This window comes from Bradyrhizobium sp. AT1 (genome assembly GCF_001590795.1).
Classification (GTDB): Bacteria; Pseudomonadota; Alphaproteobacteria; order Rhizobiales; family Xanthobacteraceae; genus Bradyrhizobium.
On the sequence record NZ_JXDL01000001.1, the window covers coordinates 752,600 to 772,744 of the forward strand.

The 20,145-nt window shown below is 64.1% G+C and carries 16 protein-coding genes; 5 read left to right on the top strand and 11 right to left on the bottom strand.

What is annotated here, in order from left to right; genetic code table 11:
• The 7 genes from SE92_RS03545 to SE92_RS03575 are packed head-to-tail and all read right to left on the bottom strand — an operon-like array spanning position 1 to position 8,866.
• On the bottom strand, positions 1-996 hold the full coding sequence (locus SE92_RS03545; protein WP_063194490.1) for an FAD:protein FMN transferase: 996 nt from the start codon (positions 994-996) through the stop codon (positions 1-3).
• A complete protein-coding gene (locus tag SE92_RS03550) occupies positions 993-1,565 on the bottom strand; it encodes a nitrous oxide reductase accessory protein NosL (protein WP_063194491.1) in 573 nt (190 codons plus the stop codon). Before SE92_RS03550 ends, SE92_RS03545 begins: the two co-directional genes overlap by 4 nt.
• Positions 1,562-2,389: an ABC transporter permease gene (locus SE92_RS03555; protein WP_063194492.1), complete on the bottom strand. Its 828-nt coding sequence runs from the start codon at positions 2,387-2,389 to the stop codon at positions 1,562-1,564. Before SE92_RS03555 ends, SE92_RS03550 begins: the two co-directional genes overlap by 4 nt.
• The gene (locus tag SE92_RS03560; protein WP_063194493.1) at positions 2,386-3,306 is read right to left on the bottom strand and encodes an ABC transporter ATP-binding protein; all 921 of its coding nucleotides are present in this window, start codon (positions 3,304-3,306) and stop codon (positions 2,386-2,388) included. Before SE92_RS03560 ends, SE92_RS03555 begins: the two co-directional genes overlap by 4 nt.
• Positions 3,303-4,643, bottom strand: a complete 1,341-nt coding sequence (locus tag SE92_RS03565) for a nitrous oxide reductase family maturation protein NosD (RefSeq protein ID WP_063194494.1) — start codon at positions 4,641-4,643, stop codon at positions 3,303-3,305. The genes SE92_RS03560 and SE92_RS03565 overlap by 4 nt, the downstream gene beginning before the upstream one ends.
• A 31-nt stretch (positions 4,644-4,674) precedes the next feature.
• Positions 4,675-6,621 (bottom strand): TAT-dependent nitrous-oxide reductase, encoded by a 1,947-nt coding sequence (gene nosZ, locus SE92_RS03570; protein WP_063194495.1) that lies wholly within the window; start codon positions 6,619-6,621, stop codon positions 4,675-4,677.
• A gap of 22 nt (positions 6,622-6,643) precedes the next feature.
• Positions 6,644-8,866: a NosR/NirI family protein gene (locus SE92_RS03575; RefSeq protein ID WP_245324800.1), complete on the bottom strand. Its 2,223-nt coding sequence runs from the start codon at positions 8,864-8,866 to the stop codon at positions 6,644-6,646.
• Positions 8,867-9,113: 247 nt separating this feature from the next.
• On the opposite strand from SE92_RS03575, the gene SE92_RS03580 reads away from it, so the two are divergent.
• The 5 genes from SE92_RS03580 (at position 9,114) to SE92_RS03600 (ending at position 16,210) form a co-directional block, all read left to right on the top strand.
• Positions 9,114-9,998, top strand: a complete 885-nt coding sequence (locus tag SE92_RS03580) for a ferritin-like domain-containing protein (protein WP_063194497.1) — start codon at positions 9,114-9,116, stop codon at positions 9,996-9,998.
• A gap of 53 nt (positions 9,999-10,051) precedes the next feature.
• On the top strand, positions 10,052-10,747 hold the full coding sequence (locus SE92_RS03585) for a VIT1/CCC1 transporter family protein (RefSeq protein ID WP_063194498.1): 696 nt from the start codon (positions 10,052-10,054) through the stop codon (positions 10,745-10,747).
• Between the two features lie 858 nt (positions 10,748-11,605).
• Positions 11,606-12,637 (top strand): TRAP transporter substrate-binding protein, encoded by a 1,032-nt coding sequence (locus SE92_RS03590; RefSeq protein WP_063194499.1) that lies wholly within the window; start codon positions 11,606-11,608, stop codon positions 12,635-12,637.
• A 15-nt stretch (positions 12,638-12,652) separates the two neighbouring features.
• The gene (locus SE92_RS03595) at positions 12,653-14,542 is read left to right on the top strand and encodes a TRAP transporter large permease (protein WP_063194500.1); all 1,890 of its coding nucleotides are present in this window, start codon (positions 12,653-12,655) and stop codon (positions 14,540-14,542) included.
• Between the two features lie 18 nt (positions 14,543-14,560).
• Positions 14,561-16,210: an acyl-CoA synthetase gene (locus tag SE92_RS03600; protein WP_063194501.1), complete on the top strand. Its 1,650-nt coding sequence runs from the start codon at positions 14,561-14,563 to the stop codon at positions 16,208-16,210.
• Between the two features lie 52 nt (positions 16,211-16,262).
• Here the strand turns inward: SE92_RS03600 and SE92_RS03605 are convergent, their stop codons facing one another.
• The 4 genes from SE92_RS03605 to SE92_RS03620 form a co-directional block, all read right to left on the bottom strand.
• A complete protein-coding gene (locus SE92_RS03605) occupies positions 16,263-17,240 on the bottom strand; it encodes a TRAP transporter substrate-binding protein (protein WP_063194502.1) in 978 nt (325 codons plus the stop codon).
• Positions 17,241-17,272: 32 nt separating this feature from the next.
• Entirely contained in the window at positions 17,273-18,586 is a 1,314-nt protein-coding gene (locus tag SE92_RS03610; protein ID WP_063194503.1) for a TRAP transporter large permease, read from the bottom strand.
• A gap of 2 nt (positions 18,587-18,588) precedes the next feature.
• Positions 18,589-19,170: a TRAP transporter small permease gene (locus SE92_RS03615; RefSeq protein WP_063194504.1), complete on the bottom strand. Its 582-nt coding sequence runs from the start codon at positions 19,168-19,170 to the stop codon at positions 18,589-18,591.
• A 171-nt stretch (positions 19,171-19,341) separates the two neighbouring features.
• Positions 19,342-20,139 carry an MBL fold metallo-hydrolase gene (locus SE92_RS03620; protein ID WP_063194505.1) on the bottom strand — a complete coding sequence of 266 codons (798 nt, stop codon included), beginning with the start codon at positions 20,137-20,139 and terminating at the stop codon, positions 19,342-19,344.
• Positions 20,140-20,145 lie beyond the last annotated feature (6 nt).

A 20,145-nucleotide genomic window follows, 5' to 3' on the forward strand; every position in this document is an offset into this window, starting at 1 on the left:
TTACGCCGACAATTCGACCGACTTGCCGGCCCCATCGATCAGGTGCACGCGGTCGATGCCGACGCGCGGCAAGAGCGATCGAATCTCGTCTTCCGGCATCAGGCTGAACGCCGTCGAAAATGCGTCCGCGGCGGTCGCGCTGCGGGCCACGGTGGTCACGCTGCGATAGCGCAGGGCGCAGCCGCCTGATCGCGGATCGAACAGATGGTTGAATTGCCCCATGGCGCCGAACTGGCAGCCGTAGCCGCCCGATGTGGACACGGCGCGGTCGACGATCGGCAGCACAGTTTTCGTCTGGCCCACAACGTCGGGATCGGCGATGCCGATCTCCCAGGGGCGCCCGTCCGGACGCGAGCCGATCGCCCGGGCTTCGCCCATGTCGACCAGGCTGCGAGAGATGCCGTGCGCCCGCAGCAGCTCGACCACCTTGTCCGTGACGTAACCTTGCGCGATCCCGTTCAGGGTGACGGCCATGCCTCTGGGCATCACGATCCGCTCGCGGCTGATCGACAGCCGGCCGCTACCGACGCGCGCCAGCGCCGTCTTGATCTCGGTTGCCGCAGGACCGGCCGGATCGGCGTCATCTCGCGCGAAATGGCTGGCATAGAGCTCCCACAGCGGCTGCACCGTGACGTCGAACAGACCACCCGAGAGCGTCGAATAGTGCTGCGAGGTCGAGAGCAGATCGACCATCTCGGCGGCAGGATCGATCAGGATGCCGGTCCGGTTCAGCCCCACCAGGGCGGAGTCGTCGAGGTAGAGACTGAACAGCCGCTCGAGCCGCCGCGCCTCAGCGCACGCCAGCACGATCAGCCGTTCCGCCCGGCTGCGGTCGTCGTCATGGATCTCCATCGTCGCCACCGCGCCCAGCATCGTGCCGCGCCAGGTCACCGGCGCGAGCTCGGCCCGAGCAGGATGAGCAGAAGACAGCGCGCCGAGGCCCGCGGCCGCCGCGCTGATATGGATGAAGCGTCGGCGCGTCAGGATTCGCGTCATGGCGTTCTCCTCGGTCTTTCGCCCGGCGGGCCTTCCGCCGTCTCGTCGGCCGCGACGGCGCCGCCGGCGTTCGCCGAGGTCAAGACATAGTCCCGGGGCACCTCGTCGAAGCCGACGATCCTGCCTCCGTTTGCACCGGCGAATGTCTCCGCCGCCGCCCGGTCCGAGAACGGAACGGCCTCGTCGCCGCCCATGCCGCTTTTGACCCGGCTCTCGATCACGAACAGCGCCTTGCGCGCCTCGATCCAGTTGTCGGCGCCGGGCTTGTCCCAGTCGGGCGCCTTGCCCATGTCGGACACGTAGATCGCCTGGATGTCCTTGGGCTCGTCCGGCAGCATGGTGAAGGCGATGGTGTCCCGCACGGACGAGAACCACACCGGCTCCATCAGGCTGGCGGCGAAGATATGGCCCTTCGGTCCGGGATGCTCGAGCACGTTCATGCCGCAGTAATGGCCGATGTCCTCCGCCGTCATCCGATGCGGCGACGGGATCTTCGCGGCCTGCTTGTCGTTGCAGCCGGCGAGCGCGAGCGGCACGAGCAAGGCAAGAAGGATGGTTCGGCGCCTCATAGCTCCCTCCGCGAGAAGGCGAGCGCAGCCAGACCCAGCGGCAGCAGCGTCCAGCCGAGCAGGGCGGTCAGCAGGACAGGTATGGTCAGGGATGTGGTTTGGGCAAGGCCCGCCATGCCGGCAAAGGTGCTGACATTGGCAAAGCCGGTCAAATTGATCAGCCGGTAGGCGTCGGTCGGGTTCGCCAGCAGCATGGCGTTGAGCACGGAAGCCGAGATGCTGCGTCCCTGATCGAGCGCGAGCACACCGAGCAGCGCCATGTCGTAGATCAGCACCAGCAGCAGCCACAATCCGATGCAGATGCCGGCGGCCGTGCCGCGGTCGCGCACGAGCGCGCTGACCAGATATCCGATCGCGACGAAAGCTGCGCCGAGCAGCACCGAGGAGCCCACCATCGCTCCGAAGGCCAGGAGACTATCGTTGTCGATCTGGCTGCCGGTCGCCGCCAGCGCGCCGACCGCCGCGCCGTAGCCGAGGCAGGTCGCAAAGGCGAGCACGGCGAGGTGGCCCAGGAACTTGCCGAGCAGCACCTGCCATCGTGCGACCGGATAGCTCAGCAGCAACAGCATCGTCCCGCGTTCCATCTCGCCGACGATGGCGTCGTGGGAGATCAGGAGCGCGATGAGCGGCACGAGAAAGATCGTCAGGCTCGACAGGCTGACGACGACCACGTCCAGCGTGCGAACGCCGACATTGCCGGTCGGCGCGCTGCCGAGAAAGGTGAGGGACAGCGCCAGCCCGGCGAGCAGGAGCGTTGCGGCCAGCACCCAGCGATTGCGGATGGCCTGGTGGATCTCCTTGGCGGCGATGATCAGAACGTTCATGGCGCCTGCTCCGATTGCCGGAGGAAATGAGCATAGAGCTCGTCGAGGGTCGGCGGAACGACGTCGACGTCCTCGACGGCATTGCCGGCGGCCGTCGCGCGATGCAGCAGCTCGATCTTCCGCTCCGGTGCGGCGTCGATCTCGACGATGTGTCCGTTCAGGCGGCGGCAGGTCGCGTCCTGGGGAGCCCAGCCCGGCATCTCCTGAGGTGCGAGGCCAGCCACCTTGAGACGGATCCGGGTGGGCAGCCGGGCGAGCCGACGCAGTTCGTCGATCGATCCGTCCGCGACCTTGATGCCGCGGTTCATGATGATGACCCGGCCAGCGCGCTCCTCGAGCTCGGTCAATGCATGCGACGACAGCAGCACGGTCGCACCGCCCGCCGCGAGGCGCGCGATGATATCGTAGAATGTCTGGCGCAGCTCCGGATCGAGACCGGTGGTCGGCTCGTCCAGCAGCAGCACCCGCGGGGTGCCAAGCAGCGCCTGCGCGAGTCCCAGGCGCTGACGCATGCCCTTCGAATAAGTGTTCACCCGGCGGCGGCTGGCAGCACCGAGCCCGACGGCGTCGAGAAGATCGAGGGCCTTGGCCACCGGCTCCCGTTTCAGCCTGGCGTAGAAGGCCTGCGTCTCGCGGCCGGTCAGGGCAGGGTCGAAGGAGACGTTTTCCGGCAAGTAGCCGAGCTGTCGGCGGCCTGCGAATTCGCCGGCGGCGGGATTGTCTCCGAGAACCTCGATCGCGCCGCTGGTCGGCCGGATCAAGCCGAGCATGAGCTTCATCAGCGTGGTCTTGCCGGCGCCGTTGTGGCCAATCAAGGCGACCAGCTCGCCTTGGTCGAGCGTAAACGACGCATCGCGCACGGCCTTGACCTGGCCGTACGATTTGGTGACGTCGCTGATGCGGACCGTGCTGGTCATCGCGCTTCCTTCGGTGCAACTCTTTGCGGCGGCGACACCAGCGGATGGCTGTCGACAACGCCGCCCGGCAGCAGCGCGGGAAACTGTGCCTGCGCCCAGCGGATCACCTGGACGGCAGGGCTGTTGATCAGGACCTTCGCAGCGGGCGCGGTCCACAGCACGCGATCGATCAGGTCGTTCGGCCGGTACGCGGTATCGGCGATGCCGTCGCCGTTGAGGTCGAATGCCGGATTGTCGCTCCAGTAGTTGCCGCGTCCGCCGGTCGACCAGTCGAGGTGCCTTGTGCCGACATATTTCACCTGGTTGGCGTTGCTGACGAAGGCGTTGCCAGTGATTTCGTTGCCTTCGGAGCCGGCTGTGAAGTGCACGCCGATGGCGCAGCGTTCGAACCAGTTGCTGCGGAACTTGTTGTGATTGGTGTTGTAGATGAACACGCATTTCTCGGGGCCGCTCTTGAGCGCGCTCTCTCGTTTGGCTTGCGGAAGCATGCCTCGCTCGTCGTCGGGACCCTCTTCCGTCTTCTCTGTCGTCGCGCCGAGCGGGCCGCCGGTCACCCGGTTGCCCTCGATCTGGGCGTAATTCGCGTAGTTGAAGAGAAATCCATAATCGCGATCATGATCGGAGGAGTTGCCGCGGACCAAAAGGCGGTTCGAATACATGATGGCGTAACCGACATGGTTGCCGATCGAGACGTTGCCGCTGATCTCGCTGTCGTTGGTGTACATGTAGTGGACCGCAAAGCGAACCTGCTCGAAGCGGTTGTCGACGAAACGGTCCTTGCTGCTGGAGATCGAGAAGATGCCGTCGCGGCCGTAGCGGAAAATGTTGTTGGCGATGGTGACGTCGGGCGCATTCCAGAGCGAGACGCCGTTGCCGGCCTCGCTGAGACGCACCCCGCGCAATCCCTCGATCTCGTTACGGACGACCCGCGAGCCCCTGGCGCCGTGCACGTAGACGCCGAACAGGTTCCCGACCAGCCGGTTGTCCTCGATCGTGGCGCGTTCGGCCGTCTTTTGCAGGAAGATCCCGGAGTTCATCGCCTGCAAATCGCGGCCGGAGGCCCGGATGGTCAGACCGCGGACGGTGACGTCGGGGGCGCTGACGGTGATGACGTTGCCGGAGCCGTCGCCATCGAGCACCGCCTTGCGGCTCCCGACCAGTTGGAGGGGACGCTCGATCCGGATCGAGCCATGATACTCACCGGGCGCGAGCGTGACGACGTCGCCGGCGCGCGCGCCATCCAGCACCGCCTGCAGCGGCTGTCCGGGCACAGCCGTCAACGTCTCCGCACTGGCGAAGCCGGACAATCCGGCGGCGACGAGCGCCGCCGGAAACATGCGTAAGAATGGACCCACGAGGTCGCTCCGATCAGACCGATTTCGGTTCGACGAACATCCGGCCCTTCATCTCCATGTGCATGGCATGGCAGAACCAGGAGCAGTAGTACCAGTAGACGCCCGCCCTGTCGGCCGTGAAGGTCACGGACGCCGTCGCCATCGGCCCGATCTCCATCTGGACGCCGTAGTTCACGACGCAGAAGCCGTGGGTCAAATCTTCCACGGCGTCGATATTGGTGACGAAGACGGTGACCTCGTCACCCTGCTTGACCTGGAATTGTTCGAGGCCAAAGGCGGGGGCGGTGGACGTCATGTAGACGCGCACCTTGTTGCCGTCGCGAATGATCTTCGAATCCGCCTCGAGATTGATGCCGTCGGCCTTGGCCTGCTTGACCGCATCGGCAAACATCGGATCCGCCCGGTCATAGATCGAGATTGGGTTGATCTTGGAGCGGTGGACGATGGTTGCGTCATGCGGCTCGGCAAAGCTCGGACCGTCATGCACCAGCTTCATCTGATCGCCGGAAATGTCGATCAGCTGATCGTTCTCGGGCTTGAGCGGCCCGACGTTCAGGAAGCGGTCCTTCGAGAACTTGTTCAGCGAGATGAGCCACTTTCCATCGGCCTCCTTGGTCTGTCCCATCGAGGTATGGTTGTGACCCGGCTGATAGTGCACGTCGAGCTTCTGGAGAATGGGATTGACCTTCTCACCCTTGAAGGCCCGCTTGGCGAGGTCGATGTTCCATTTACAGACCTGGCTGTCGAGGAAGAGGGTGGTGTAGGCGTTGCCCTTGCCGTCATAGGCGGTGTGCAACGGGCCAAGGCCCAGTTCGGGCTCGGCGACGACGACGTCGCGCGGCTTGATCTTGTCGTCGAACAGATCGTCGAACTTGCGGACGTCCATCACGGTCACGGTCGGCGAGAGTTTTCCGGCCGCCACGATGTGAATGCCGTCCGGCGCGGTGTTCATGCCATGCGGATTGTTCGAGACCGGCACGTAGCGGGTGTAGGCCGAACCCTTGCGGCCGTCGATGACGGGCACGCCGTTCATTTCCTTGAAGTCGCCCTTCTTCACGGCTTCTTCGATCCGCTTGATGTTGAAGATGACGACCCAGTCCTGTTCGCTGGCGGTCATCTCCGCGAGAGTGACACCTTCCTCTCCGTTGTAGCAGGTCGCGAAGCAGTACTTGCCCTGGTAGTCGGCGTCGACGTTGTCGAGGTTGCCGCTGACGATCACCTGCCAGGCCACCTTCATCGTATCGCCGTCGATCGCGCTGAAGATGGAGTGATACTGCTTGGGATCGTCGAGGACCTTGCCGTCGTTGGGCAGCGGCACGCCATCCTCGCCGTTCGCGAACACATAGCCGGTGCGCGGATATTTCTGCACACGCAGGCCGTGGACCGTGTGCTGGTTCGGCAGTTCGACGATCTTGTCGCATTTCATGATGTCGAGCCGCACGCGCGCGACGCGGCTGTTGGCCTTGTCGTTCATGAAGGCATAGCGACCGTCGTAAGTGCCGTCCGTAAAGGAGATATGCGGGTGGTGGAGATCGCCGTTCAGGAACGTGCCGCCGCGATTCTTCAGGAATTCGCGGGTCGCGGGCTGCAGCCCCTCGGTCAGGATCTTGATGCTCTCGTTGGTCTGGCCCCAGCCGGTCGCGCTGCAACGGTTGAACACCGGGACGCGCATCAGCTCGCGCATCGAGGGAAGGCCGATGATGCGCATCTCGCCGGACTGGCCGCTCGAGAAGAACACGTAATATTCGTCGAGCTCGCCGGGCGCGACCTCGGTCTTCTGCACGGCCGGCCTCGCCGCCGGCGCTTTCGGCGCGGCATTCTTGGTCTGCGCGTCCGCGGAGGAGACGAAGCCGCCGTCCTTCAGTGCGACTCCGCCGGCAAGGCCCACGCCCGCCGCAGCCGCCGTCGTTCCCAGCACTGTTCGTCGGCTGACGCCCTTTGCCTGTTCGTTCTCGCTCATGATTGCCTCCTCGGCTTTCGGTTCAGTTCGGTGGTGGAGAGATGGCGGGTGACGCGCCGACAGTCTTGCCGCCGGCGGTGATGACGGTCGCAGGACCCTTGCCGCCCGATCGCATCGTGGGCGAAGACATGGCCGCGAACTTCTCGCGCTTGAGCCGCACCTGGATCATGTGCGGGCAGCGGTGGTCGTCGTAATAGAGTTCCTGACAGTGCATGCAGTAGATACACTCATTGACGTTGATGTGACCCTCGGGATGGATCGATTGCACCGGGCATTCCTTGGCGCAGCGCTGACAGGGCGAGCCGCATTCTTCCCAGCGACGCAGCCATTCGAATGTCCTCATGCGGCCGGGAATTGCGAGCGCGGCACCGAGCGGACAGAGGTAGCGGCAGAAGAAGCGTTCGATGAAGAGGCCGATGACGAGCAGGGCGACGGCATAGGCCACGAACGGCCAGCTGCGCGAAAACTTCAGGATGATCGCGGTCTTGAACGGTTCGATCTCGGCGAAGCGCTCGGCCATGTCGACCGAATAGAGCGACAGGCCGAACAGTCCGAGGAAGATGATGTACTTGATCGGCCACAGCCGCTCGTGGAGTCCCCACGGCACGGTGATTTGCGGCACCTTCAGCCATTTCGCGGCCGTGTTGGTGAGCTCCTGGAGCGCGCCGAAGGGACACAGCCAGCCGCAGAACGGGCCGCGGCCCCAGAACAGAAGCCCGCCGGCCGTCGCGGCCCACAGGATGAAGATCAGGGGAGCGGCGAGGAAGAATTCCCAGCGGAAGCCGGTCACCAGCGCATTGCTGAAGGTGACGACGTTGACGACGGACAGCTGCGCGTTGGCGTACCAGCCTAGCCAGACCAGGACGAAAGCGAGATAGCCTCGTCGTACCCAGGTGTAGAACACCGGGCGGCGCACCAGCAGGTTCTGGAAGAAGAAGATGCCGGTGAGGGCGATCAGCATGAACGCGGTGATTCCGATTGAAACCGTGCTCGACCGCCAGATCCGCACCCAAAGCGGCTCGTCAGCCTCGGCCGGGGGAGCAGTCGCAGCCTTTGCCTGAGAGGCCGGAGACGCGGCGTTCTCCGGTACCGTCACCGCACGCTGCTCGCGCCTTATGTAGCCGTCGGGCAGGGCGTAGCCGAGATCGAAGGTCAGGAATGCCTTGTCGCGGCCGCCGAGGCTTCTCTGCACCAGCAGCTGAATCTGCCACGGCTGCGTCGGGTCCAGGGTGAACTCAGGCGGGGTAACGAACAGTCCAATTTCTTTGAACTCGGGCGCGCCGGCCGCCTCCAGTGCACCAAGGCGGGTATGGTTGCGATCGCGGAAGCGGGTGCTGTTGCCTTCCTGCAGGATCTCGATGCGATCGAAGATGCCGCCGCGGACATAAGCCGAACCTTTGAAGGAGTAGGGACCGTTGCCGGCGACGATGATCGCCTGCTGCCCGGGCTTCAAGCTGTCCTTCAGCCGTCGATAGCCGTCGTCGCCGAGCAGGCTGCGGCCGATCGTGGGCACGCTCACGAGCGCCACGTAGAGGTCGATGAAGGTGTCGCTGGCTTCACCTGGTTCGGGGTACTGCGCCGCCGCCGCACTGCCGGACTTTGCAAAGGCTTCGTTGATGTCGCCGATGCCGAGATGAAGACGGCGTATCGAACCGTCGCCGGCGAGGCTCTCCCAGTCGCGCATTTCGCTGTTTTGGAGATCGAGCGTCTTGATCACAGGGGGCAGGGCTGCCGAAGCCGCAGCGCCGTCTCCGCCGCCGACGCGGCCGCTTCGGATCAGCTTGGACGCCGCGCGGACGATGCTGTCGCCCATCACCAGCACGGTGACCGTCGCGCCGCTCACGATGTCGACCTGCGGCGGCTTCTCCGCGCCAGATGCGACAGGCTTCATGTCCTTGCCGATCAGGCCGTTCACGGCCGCGACGATGCGCGCTTCCGGAATGCCGACCAGCACGATCGGCTCCTTGTGATCGACCAGCTTGATGCCGGTGATCACGCCTTTCGGGTCGATCCCAGCGAGCAGGTGGATCGGCTTGCCCGAGTAGCCGACGGAATTCGCGAGATCGGAGTTGAGGAAGACAAATCCCTGCAGCTGGTCGCCGCGGTACACTGGTACAATCGGCGGATCGCCCTGCGGCGCCCCGAAACGGTCGGCTCCCGGGAAAAACTCCGCAGGCGGGATTTTCGGCAAGTATGTCTGCAGATCACCGGCGGCGGAGGCAGGTGAAATATATGTCAGACACATCAGCAGCAAGCCCGCGAGCGCTAGCGCTGCACGCCTTGCGAAGGCGATATAATCATTCGGCCGCTTCGACATGTCGATTCAAATGCCATCTGCGCGACCAACCGGGCCACGCTTGCCTTGATAATCTTCGTCGATGATTTGTCGCCGCTGACGTGCAAAGCTCATCTTGTACGACTGACTCTGTCAAGCCCGCTCATGAGATGTTCGCGCGGAACGGGATCAGAAATCTGCATGTGGAGTCCTCGGTATGCCATTCCTACGCACGTCATTGCTCAGTGCTGAGCCCGCCGGAGTATTGGAGTCGCTCGACGAGCTCTTTGCGCTAGCGCATGCAATGGAGCAGGAAGCGGCCAGCAAGTACGATTCTCTCGCCGAAGAGATGCGCGGGCAGGGCAAGGATGATCTGGCGGAGGTGTTCACCCGGCTCGCCGCCGCCGAGCGCGAGCATGTGGACAGTGTGACGCAGTGGTCGCAATCGCGCCGAGGCAAGCGCCCGGATCCCGCCATGGTGCGCTGGGAGGCTCCGGACGCGCTCGCCCCGGACGCTGCCGCCGAGATCAAGACCTCACGGTTGATGACGCCGTACCGCGCACTCGCCATGGCGGTCCGCAACGAGGAGCGGGCCTTCGCCTTCTGGTCATATCTGGCAGCCTACTCGCATGATCCGGAGGTCAAGAAGGCGTCCGAGGCGATGGCCAAGGAGGAGCTCGGCCACGTGGCCACGCTACGGAGGGAGAGGCGGCGCGCTTACCATCACGAGCACGACCGGATCAGTGCCGTAGCGGCATCAGCGCCTGGGTCGTCGCATGTCGATGCACAGCGGCTTGAGCTGCGCCTCGTTGCCCAGCTCGACGACATGGAACCGCGTCTGAACGAGCCAGCCGCGGTCCGGATCAGGGATTTGCGTCAACAGTCGATCGAGATGGCCGCCGCCGCCGCCGCCGCCGGCTTCGGCAGCTTTCCCGCGTCCATGGAACGCAAGGGCCCATTGGAGATCGCCGAAGCGCTCGTCGACGGCTACCTCGACGGCGCCGAGCGGTCGAGCGACGCAGCCCATCTGGAAGGCCTGCAGCACCTGGCCGAGCGCGCGATCTCAAGACTGGCCTGGCTGCGATCGCTTGCGGCCGAGTGACGCGCTTGCGGTAACCGTCCAGCTTGCAATCTTATCCATTGGGAAAGCCGGCCATGCATCCGACTCATCGTGAAACGCATCTCATCGAGCGTATCGGCTGGCTGCGTGCTGCCGTGCTGGGTGCGAATGACGGCATCATTTCGACTGCTAGTCTGGTTGTAGGCGTCGCTGCGGCCGCTAATTCCTCCGGCGAAGTACTGGTGGCAGGGGTCGCAGGGCTTGTCGCCGGAGCGATGTCGATGGCCGCCGGCGAATATGTCTCGGTCAGCTCTCAGGCCGATACCGAACAGGCGGATCTGGCCCGAGAGCGCAAGGAACTCGCTGATACACCCGAATCCGAGCTAGACGAACTGACCAAAATCTATGTTGATCGCGGTGTCGAGGTCGCCCTGGCCCGCCAAGTTGCTGAACAATTGACAGCGAAGGATGCATTCGCTGCGCATGCAAGAGATGAGTTGGGGCTGTCGGCCCATGTAGTCGCCCAACCGGTGCAGGCTGCATTGACCTCTGCTCTGACTTTTTCGGTCGGCGCAGCTTTGCCGATCGGCATCGTGCTGCTCGCGCCCTCAGGTTCAACATCCCTGATCGTGTCTGCTGGATCTCTATTTTGCCTGGCGCTGCTCGGTGCTCTCAGCGCTCGCATTGGGGGCGCAGGCATGATGAAGCCAACGTTACGAGTCACGTTTTGGGGGGCCATCGCGATGGCCGCCAGCGCTGGTATCGGCGCGCTCGTAGGGCACGCAGTCTAGTCGCTCCTAATTCTGTACTTGCGGCGCTGCAGTTCGCCGACGATGGCATTCGCTGTCTCTTGCCCGAATCCGACTTCATCACGGATATGCTGGCCTAGCCCTCTACCCGAAAGCACCGCGGTATAGGTGTCGGGAGCAGGGCGGCAATTCTTCCCTTGAGGGCGGGCAGGCGACGTGTCTTGAGCGACGCAAAGGGGCTGCCAAATATTTCGCGCTTTGCCGGAAACTGCCTATCGCAGGGAAGCGTCCCGGCAGTCAGCGCGCCTCAGCGTGTCAGTCCGTCTTCCTCATCGCGCGCAGTAATCGCGTAGTCTCCGCGATGAGGAACAGCTCATCGTCCGGGTGACCGCACGGACATGCATCGTACAAATCCGCACCGGGAAGCAAGGCGTTCGATCCGATCACAAGCCAGGCGCGTCTCTTCACCTACGCTGCGCGAATACCGATAGGGGTCCGCCGGCGGCCTTCGCCAACGTGGCGACCGACCAGTCCCGGGACGGATCCTGGTGCAAGGGGCTTCTAGGCATGCAGCAATACGTGATTCGCATAAGGTATATTATGGAATATATTTATATACAATCAGATCAGTTATTTAGGCGAAATTCCTGCCATCGCACCTTCGCCCCAGTCCGATTTTCGATCTGCGCTACGCCTGTCACCTCAGCTCTTGACGGCTACTGTGCATGGGGTTGTTTTCAGATTTCGAATCCGGCCGATGTCTCCGAAAGCCGATATTGCCGTGACGTTGTCCGGCTGCAATAAGCGAGGCTTCCGCGAGATCGCAGATGACCTTCTGACCTTCCGTCCGTATAGGTTTGCGTCTCAGAACAACAACAAACCTTCCGAGGAAGCAGACCCATGGTCTTTTCGACGCGCTTTTCCCGACGCACGCTTCTCAAGGCCTCCGCCGCGACCGCGGTCCTGGGCGGCCTCAGTGCGCCCCATGTGGCCCGCGCCCAGAGCGCCGAGTTCACCTACAAATACGCCAATAACCTGCCGGACACCCATCCGCTGAACGTCCGCGCCAAGGAGATGGCCGCGGCGATCAAGACCGAGACGAACGGCAAGTTCGACCTCCAGATCTTCCCGAACAACCAGCTCGGGTCCGATACCGACATGCTGAGCCAGATTCGCTCCGGCGGCGTCGAGTTCTTCACGCTGTCGGGCCTGATCCTGTCGACCCTGGTGCCGGCGGCCTCCATCAACGGCATCGGCTTCGCGTTCCCGGACTACGACACGGTCTGGAAGGCCATGGACGGCGATCTCGGCGCCCATGTCCGCGGCGAGATCAAGAAGGCCGGCCTCGAGGTCATGGACAAGATCTGGGACAACGGCTTCCGCCAGACCACGTCGTCGAGCAAGCCGATCACCGGTCCCGACGACCTCAAGGGCTTCAAGATCCGCGTGCCGGTGTCGCCGCTGTGGACCTCGATGTTCAAGGCGTTCGACGCGGCACCCGCCTCGATCAATTTCAGCGAGGTCTATTCGGCGCTGCAGACCAAGATCGTCGAAGGCCAGGAGAACCCGCTGGCGATCATCTCGACCGCAAAGCTCTACGAGGTGCAGAAGTACTGCTCGCTGACCAACCACATGTGGGACGGCTTCTGGTTCCTGGCCAACCGCCGTGCCTGGGAAAAGCTGCCGCAGGACGTCCGCACGGTCGTTGCCAAGCACATCAACGCCGCCGCGATCAACGAGCGCGCCGATACCGCCAAGCTCAATGCCAATTTGCAGCAGGAGCTCGCGACCAAGGGCCTGACCTTCAATCAGCCGGCGGTGGCGCCGTTCCGCGACAAGCTGCGCACCGCCGGCTTCTATGCGGAGTGGAAGGGCAAGTATGGCGACCAGGCGTGGGACCTCCTGGAAAAGGCCGTCGGCAAGCTGTCGTAACGCGTCGGGGCCATCATGGCTCATGTCGAGATCGATGTGATCGAAGTGGCGGGCGAGGTGGCTGTTCAGTCCCCTCGCCGATCTTCGTTGCTGACTTCGCTCGAGCGCGTGCTCGGTCTCGTCGTCGAGATCCCGGCGGCGATCCTGGTCGTCGCCGAGATCGTGATCCTGTTTGCCGGCGTGGTCGCGCGCTACGGCCTGCACCGGCCGCTGATCTGGTCGGACGAGCTTGCCTCGATCCTGTTCCTGTGGCTGGCCATGCTGGGCGCGGCGGTTGCGTTCCGCCGCTCCGAGCACATGCGCATGACCGCGGTGGTCGCCAGCGCCGGTCCGGCGATGCGGGCCTATCTCGATCTGGTCGCGACCTCCGCGGCGCTGGCGTTCCTGGCGCTGATCGTCTGGCCGTCCTGCGACTACGCCTATGAGGAAAGCTACATCACGACGCCGGCGCTGCAGATCTCCAACATGTGGCGCGCCGCCGCGCTGCCGGCCGGCATCGGCTTGATGGCCGCCTTTGCCTTGCTGCGGCTGCTGCGCGCGCCGGATTACCGGATGGTCGCGGCCGCGGTGCTGTCGGTTGCCGTCCTGGTCGGCCTGTTCTGGCTGGCAGAGCCGTTGCTGCGGCCGCTCGGCAATCTCAACCTCGTCATCTTCTTCGTCGGCGTCGCCGGCTTCTGCGTCTTCGCCGGCGTTCCCATTGCGTTCGGCTTTGGCCTTGCGATCTTCGGCTATCTTGCACTGACCACGCGCACGCCCGTGATGGTGCTGGTCGGACGGATGGACGAGGGCATGAGCCACCTCATCCTGCTTTCGGTGCCGCTGTTCGTGTTCCTGGGCCTCTTGATTGAAATGACCGGCATGGCGCGGGCCATGGTGGCGTTCCTGGCGAGCCTGCTCGGCCATGTCCGCGGCGGACTGCACTACGTGCTGGTCGGCGCGATGTACTTGGTCTCCGGCATATCAGGCGCCAAGGCAGCCGACATGGCCGCCGTGGCGCCGGTGCTGTTTCCAGAGATGAAGCAGCGCGGCGCCAAGCCCGGCGATCTCGTCGCGCTGCTGGCGGCGACCGGCGCTCAGACCGAGACCATTCCGCCGAGCCTGGTGCTGATCACGATCGGCTCGGTCACCGGCGTGTCGATCGCCGCCCTGTTCACCGGCGGCCTTTTGCCCGGCGTCGTGCTCGCGATCACGCTCTGCATGCTGGTGTGGTGGCGCTACCGCCACGAGGACATGAGCCACGTCCGTCGCGCCAGGGGCGGTGAGATCGGCAAGACCTTCATCGTCGCCCTGCCCGCGCTCGCACTGCCCTTCGTGATCCGCTACGCCGTGGTCGAGGGCATCGCCACCGCGACCGAGGTCTCCACCATCGGCATCGTTTATGGCGCCCTGGTCGGCCTCCTCGTCTATCGCCGCTTCGACTGGCGGCGGCTGTTTCCGATGCTGGTCGAGACCGCGGCGCTGTCGGGCGCGATCCTCCTGATCATCGGCACGGCGACCGGCATGGCCTGGGGCTTGACCCAATCCGGCTTCTCGCGCTCGCTGGCGGCGGCCATGACCGGATTGCCCGGGGGAGCTGCGACCTTCATCGCAGTGTCGATCCTGGCCTTCACGATCCTTGGCAGCGTGCTGGAAGGCATCCCGGCGATCGTGCTGTTCGGGCCGCTGCTGTTTCCGATCGCCCGGGCCGTCGGCGTGCACGAGGTGCACTACGCCATGGTGATCATTCTCGCCATGGGTATCGGATTATTCGCCCCGCCATTCGGCGTCGGCTATTATGCCGCCTGCGCCATCGGACGCGTCGATCCCGCAGAGGGCATCCGGCCGATCTGGGGCTATCTGCTGGCGCTGCTGGTGGGATTGATCATCGTCGCGGTCTTCCCGTGGATCTCGATCGGATTTCTTTGAGGTTTGAGGAGTGTGTCGATGAGTGAGCGACAGAACCAGTACAATATTGGCCTCGACAAGAATCCGGCCAACTACGTGCCACTGAGCCCCTTAAGCTTCCTCGCGCGCAGCGCCGCCGTCTATCCCGATCATGTCAGCACGGTCTATGAGGGACGCAGCTTCACGTGGGCTGAGACCCATGAGCGCTGCAAGCGTCTTGCGTCCTGGCTCGCACGCAAGGGCATCGGCGTCGGCGACACCGTCGCTGCAATGCTGCCGAACATCCCGGCGATGAACGAGGCGCATTTCGCCGTGCCCATGACCGGCGCCGTGCTCAACGCGCTGAACATCCGTCTCGATGCGCCCTCGATCGCGTTTCAGCTCGACCATGGCGGCGCCAAGATCATCCTGGTCGACCCCGAGTTTTCGAGCGTGATCACCGATGCGCTGGCGCAGATGAAGGGCGCGAAGCCTTTGGTGGTCGATGTTGACGATGCATCGTTCAAGGGTGGCAGCCGCATCGGCGAGATCGAATATGAGGCAGCGGTCGCGCAAGGCGATCCGGATTTCGCGGCGATCACGCCGAGCGATGAATGGGACGCGATCGCGCTGAGCTACACCTCGGGCACGACAGGCAATCCCAAGGGCGTCGTCACTCATCATCGCGGCGCGTATCTCAACGCGGTCAGCAACATCCTCGCCGGCAATCTCGGCCAGCATCCGGTCTATCTCTGGACGCTGCCGATGTTCCACTGCAACGGCTGGTGCTTCCCATGGACCATCGCTGCTGCCGCAGGCGTCAATGTCTGCCTGCGCAAGGTCGAGCCGACGAAGATCTTCGAGCTGATCAAGCACCACCGCGTCACCCACATGTGCGGCGCGCCGATCGTCTACAACACGCTGATCAACGCGCCCGATGCGCCCAAAGGCAACGCCGCGCGCCGCGTCGTCGGCCTGATTGCCGGCGCCGCGCCGCCGGTCGCGGTGCTGGAAGGCGCCGAAAGCATCGGCATCAAGCTGACCCACGTGTACGGCCTGACCGAGGTCTACGGCCCCGCCTCGGTCTGCGCCGAGCAGCCCGGCTGGGACGAGCTGCCGCCGGCTGAGCGCGCGCGCATGAAGCGCCGGCAGGGCGTGCCCTACCCGCTCGAGGAAGGCGTCACCGTCATCAACCCGCAGACCATGCGGCAGGTGCCGCGCGACGGCGAGACCATCGGTGAGGTCATGTTCCGCGGCAACATCGTGATGAAGGGCTATCTCAAGAACGAGAAGGCCACCAGGGAAGCTTTCGAAGGCGGCTGGTTTCACACCGGCGATCTCGGCGTGCTCGACGAGCACGGCTACGTCATCATCAAGGACCGCTCCAAGGACATCATCATCTCCGGCGGCGAGAACATCTCGTCCCTCGAGGTCGAGGACATCCTCTACAAGCACCCGGCCGTGCTGTTCGCCGCCGTGGTGGCCAAGCCCGATCCGAAATGGGGTGAAGTGCCCTGCGCCTTCGTCGAGCTGAAGGACGGCGCCAGCGCCAGCGAAGCCGACATCATCGCGTTCTGCCGCAGCCACATGTCCGGCTTCAAGACGCCGAAGGCCGTCGTGTTCGGGCCCATCCCAAAAACGTCCACGGGCAAGATTCAAAAATTCCTGCTGCGCAACGAGGTCGGATCAGCGAAAGCGATCACGGCCTGAGCAACGTCCAGGAGTCTTCCGCCCGCACGTGGCGGGCGGAAGACATTCATCCTCACATCTTCTTGTAGGCGTCGACCACGGCCTGGCCGTCGGCCCCTGCCTTCTTGAGCCAGTCGGTCGTGAGCTGTTCGCCGATCTTCTGGAAGCCGGCCTTGAGCGCCGGGCTCGGCGGCTCCACGGTCATGCCTTTGGCCTTGAGCTGATCGATGTACCAAGTGCTCTTGTCCTGCCAGGCCTTCCAGCCGCGGGTCTCCGCCGTCGCCGCCGCCTTGAGGATGGCCTCCTGGGTCGGCTTGTCGAGCGCCTCGAACGCGGCCTTGTTGACGAAGGTGTAGTCCTTCGGAATCCAGGCCTGCACGTCGTAGAAGTACTTGAGCGACTCCCAGGCCTTTGCGTCATAGCCCGTGCCGCCCGACGACATGAAGGAGTTCACGACGCCCGTCGCGAGCGCCTGCGGCAACTCGGCCGCCTGGATCGTGACCGATTGCGCGCCGACCAGCTCGCCGATGCGTGCGGTCCCGACGTTATAGGCCCGCCATTTCAGACCCTTCATGTCTTCGATGGAGGCGAGCGGCTTGTTGACATAGACGCCCTGCGGCGCCCACGGCACGACGAACAGCAGCTTGAGACCCTGCGCGTCGAGTTTCTTGGCGATCGCGGGCTTGGAGGCCTGATACAGCTTCATGGCGTCCGGGAAGCTGGTCGCCAGGAACGGCACGACGTCGATGCCGAAAAGCGGATCCTCGTTCTCGTGGATCGAGAGCAGCACCTCACCCATCTGCGCCTGCCCGGTCATCACGGCGCGCTTGATGTCCGGTGCCTTGAACAGCGAGGCGCCGGGATGAACCGTGATCTGGAGCTTGCCGGACGTCGCTGCATCGACGTCCTTGGCGAAGGCGACGAGATTTTCGGAGTGAGGATTGTCCGCGGGATACGCCGCCGGCAGATTCCATTTAGTTTGGGCCAAGGCGGGGGTCGCAATCGCCATCGCGCCCGTGATCAAGGACGCGCAGAATAAACGAGACATCATCGGACTTCTCCTCACATTCGATTTGAATACGCTCAGTCTGGGAAAGCGAGCTTCGGCAGGAACATCACGATCTGCGGATACTCCGTGATGATGAACACGGAGGCGAGCAGCAGGACGAAGAAGGGAAACGCTGCCCGGGCAACTGTGAACGTATCCCGTCCGCTCATGTTCTGCAGCACGAACAGATTGAATCCGACCGGTGGGGTGATCTGCGCCATCTCGACATGGATGATGAGATAGACGCCGAACCAGACCAGATCGAGCCCGGCCTGCTTGACCATCGGTAGCACGATGACGGCGGTCAGGACGATCATCGAGATGCCGTCGATCAGGCAGCCCAGAATGATGTACATGATGCTCAGATACAGCGCGAGCATGCCGGGCGTGAGCTGCTGGCCCTGGACCCAGGTGGCGAGCGCCGCCGGAATGCCGGTATAGGCCATCGCAGCCGTGGTGTAAGCCGCGCCCGCCAGGATCAGCATGATCATGCAGGTCAGGCGCGTCGCGCTCATGATGCTCTCGAGGAAGTTCTTGCGCGTCAGCGTGCCGCTCCACCACGCCAGCAGCAATGCGCCCGAGACGCCCCAAGCGGCGCATTCCGTGGCGGTCGCAAAACCCAGCACGAGCGAGAGGAAGACCGCAAGGATCAACAGCAGACAGGGCGCGAGCTTCGCCGACTCCTGCAGCTTCTGTCGGAACGGCATCGGCGGGTCGCGCGGCGGCACCTTCTTCGGATTGAGCAGCGACCAAATGATGATGTAGCCCGAATAGAGCACCATCACGAGCACGCCCGGCAGGAATCCGCCGAGGAAAACCTGCAGCACGGAGACATTCGCGGTGACCGCATAGACCACCATCGGGATCGAGGGCGGAATCAGGAGGCCAAGCGTGCCCGCGCCCGCGAGTGAGCCGAGGCTCAGGCCCTTGTCGTAGCCACGCTTGTCGAGCTCCGGCAGTGCGATCTTGCCGATCGTCGCGCAGGTCGCGGCCGACGAGCCCGAGACCGCCGCGAAGATGCCGCAGCCGATCACGTTGACATGGGTCAGGCGCCCGGGAAGCCACTGAACCCAGGGTGACAACCCCCGAAACATTTCCTCCGACAATTTGGTGCGGAAGAGGATCTCGCCCATCCAGATGAACAGCGGCAACGCGGCCAGCGTCCACGACGAGCTGGCGCTCCAGGTGGTGGTGGCGAGCACGGCGCCGAGCGGCAGGCTGGTGGTCAGAGCCATCGCCACGAAGCCGACGAGCCCGAGCGAGACCGCGATCCAGACGCCGCTTCCCAGCAGCAGGATCATGACGCCGAGCAGGATGAACGACAGCTCGATCATGCCGAGATTGGCCATGGTCAACCTCCGCCGCCCTGAGAGATGCGCTCGATGAACTCGTCCGGCGTCTCATCCGGCGAGCCCTTCTCGTAGCTCGGGCGGTTGCCGCTGACGACGCTGATCATTTCGTCCACGAGCGCGATCGACAGGATCGCAAGGCCCCCGGCAAACCCGAGCTGCGGAATCCAGAGCGGCAGCGCGACGACGCCCTGCGCCACATCATTGAAGCGCCAGGAATCGTAGGTCATCTGCACGGCATAGCGCGTGAAATAGAGGACGAAAGCAGTGGCAATACCGAGCGCCACGATCTCCGCGATCTGCTTGGTCCGCCCGTGCAGCTGTTCCAGCAGCAGGCCGACACGGATCATCTCGCCGCGCTTGAAGGTGTGCGCGAGGCCGAGGAAAGCCATCGCGGCCATGCACCAGGACGCGAAATCATCGCCGGCGGGAATGTTGATCGCAAATTGGCGCCCGACCGACATGGTCATCATGATTGCAAAGATCGCAACCAGGAAGACGCCAGCGGCGTAGCCCGCCCCGAGATAGAGGAGATCCAGAGCGCGGCGCACCAATCCCCCAGTCGTTACGTCGTCCCCTGTCACGCGATCCCCATCCTCAACGCGAGGCGATCGGGCGATCCAATAACGCTCGCCACCGATCCTGCCTCAATATCGCCCTTGCCCAACGCCCTGTCTTTCAGACGTTAGATCAACATGATGCAGCCGATGCAAGCAAGGACTATGCCTGCCTGCGGCGGAATTTCTACCGCAGGTTCAGTGCGTCTCCAGCCGCAGCCCGTCAAAAGCGGGCACGACGCCGGCGGGGAGCGATTGCCGGATCACCTCATAGTCGACGTCGGCGGTCATGTTGGTGATGACGGCGCGCTTCGGCTTGAAGCGCTCGATCCAGGACAGCGCGTCGTTGATGCTGAAATGGCTGACATGGCTGGTGTAGCGCAGGCCGTCGACGATCCAGAGGTCGAGGTTTTCCAGCGCGCCCCAGCTCTCGCGCGGAATGTCGTTGAGGTCAGGCGTATAGGCGGCGTCCCCGATACGGTAGCCGAGCGCAGGAATGGCGCCGTGCTGCACCAGGAAAGCAGTCAACGTCACCGCACCGCCCTTCCCCAGGATGGTCTGGCTCTCGCCCGCTTCGATCGAATGCCGCGTCAGGATCGGCGGATAGTCGCTGCCCTCCGGCGAGATGAAGCAGTAGGAGAACCGCGACAGGATGTCCTTGGCGGTCGACTGGTTCAAATAGGTCGGGATACGGCGGCGCATCTTCATCACGACCGAACGCAGATCGTCCATGCCGTGCGTCTGATCGGCGTGCTCGTGCGTCAGGAACACAGCGTCGATGTGATCGACGTTGGTCGAGAGCAATTGCTCGCGCAGATCCGGCGAGGTGTCGATCAAGATACGCGTGGTGCCGTGCTCTGAGATCCGCTCGACCAGCAGAGAGCAGCGGCGACGACGGTTCTTGGGATTGCTGGGATCGCAGGCGCCCCAGCCGAGTGCCGGACGCGGCACGCCGGCGGAGGAGCCGCAGCCCAGGATCGTCAGCGTCAGCGTCATGCGGCG

Excerpts from the sequence above, each read along its gene's own strand:
- SE92_RS03590 (WP_063194499.1), top strand. The coding sequence starts at position 11,606 with ATGGTCTTTTCGACGCGCTTTTCCCGACGCACGCTTCTCAAGGCCTCC.
- nosZ (WP_063194495.1), bottom strand. The coding sequence starts at position 6,621 with ATGAGCGAGAACGAACAGGCAAAGGGCGTCAGCCGACGAACAGTGCTG.
- SE92_RS03600 (WP_063194501.1), top strand. The coding sequence starts at position 14,561 with ATGAGTGAGCGACAGAACCAGTACAATATTGGCCTCGACAAGAATCCG.
- SE92_RS03555 (WP_063194492.1), bottom strand. The coding sequence starts at position 2,389 with ATGAACGTTCTGATCATCGCCGCCAAGGAGATCCACCAGGCCATCCGC.
- SE92_RS03565 (WP_063194494.1), bottom strand. The coding sequence starts at position 4,643 with ATGTTTCCGGCGGCGCTCGTCGCCGCCGGATTGTCCGGCTTCGCCAGT.
- SE92_RS03610 (WP_063194503.1), bottom strand. The coding sequence starts at position 18,586 with ATGGCCAATCTCGGCATGATCGAGCTGTCGTTCATCCTGCTCGGCGTC.
- SE92_RS03585 (WP_063194498.1), top strand. The coding sequence starts at position 10,052 with ATGCATCCGACTCATCGTGAAACGCATCTCATCGAGCGTATCGGCTGG.
- SE92_RS03560 (WP_063194493.1), bottom strand. The coding sequence starts at position 3,306 with ATGACCAGCACGGTCCGCATCAGCGACGTCACCAAATCGTACGGCCAG.
- SE92_RS03550 (WP_063194491.1), bottom strand. The coding sequence starts at position 1,565 with ATGAGGCGCCGAACCATCCTTCTTGCCTTGCTCGTGCCGCTCGCGCTC.
- SE92_RS03605 (WP_063194502.1), bottom strand. The coding sequence starts at position 17,240 with ATGATGTCTCGTTTATTCTGCGCGTCCTTGATCACGGGCGCGATGGCG.
- SE92_RS03545 (WP_063194490.1), bottom strand. The coding sequence starts at position 996 with ATGACGCGAATCCTGACGCGCCGACGCTTCATCCATATCAGCGCGGCG.
- SE92_RS03620 (WP_063194505.1), bottom strand. The coding sequence starts at position 20,139 with ATGACGCTGACGCTGACGATCCTGGGCTGCGGCTCCTCCGCCGGCGTG.
- SE92_RS03580 (WP_063194497.1), top strand. The coding sequence starts at position 9,114 with ATGCCATTCCTACGCACGTCATTGCTCAGTGCTGAGCCCGCCGGAGTA.
- SE92_RS03595 (WP_063194500.1), top strand. The coding sequence starts at position 12,653 with ATGGCTCATGTCGAGATCGATGTGATCGAAGTGGCGGGCGAGGTGGCT.
- SE92_RS03575 (WP_245324800.1), bottom strand. The coding sequence starts at position 8,866 with ATGTGTCTGACATATATTTCACCTGCCTCCGCCGCCGGTGATCTGCAG.